Genomic DNA, 243 nt, shown 5'->3' on the forward strand with positions numbered 1-243 from the left:
GCCGGTTGGGAAAGTTGGATGTTCCTGTGCTGCCGGCACTGCCCGCGCCATCCACAGACCGATACCGCAACAAAGTGCAGCTTCCGGTTGGGGAAGATGAATCCGGGCATCTTGTCACCGGATTTTATGCCGGCCGAAGCCACCGCATTGTAGCTTGCGATGACTGCAAATTACAGCCCGCCTGGATGAACCAACTGGCCGTGCGGGCCTGCACTCTGTTGGAACAAGCCGGTGCCACTGCCT

At 59.3% G+C, this 243-nt stretch carries 1 pseudogene; it reads left to right on the forward strand.

Going from position 1 to position 243, the window contains the following annotated elements:
- Nucleotides 1–243, forward strand: a pseudogene (locus H6B10_RS16455) (23S rRNA (uracil(1939)-C(5))-methyltransferase RlmD); the annotation flags it as partial.

Origin of the sequence: Gemmiger formicilis (assembly GCF_016901605.1) — a bacterium.
Taxonomy (GTDB): Bacteria; Bacillota; Clostridia; order Oscillospirales; family Ruminococcaceae; genus Gemmiger; species Gemmiger formicilis_B.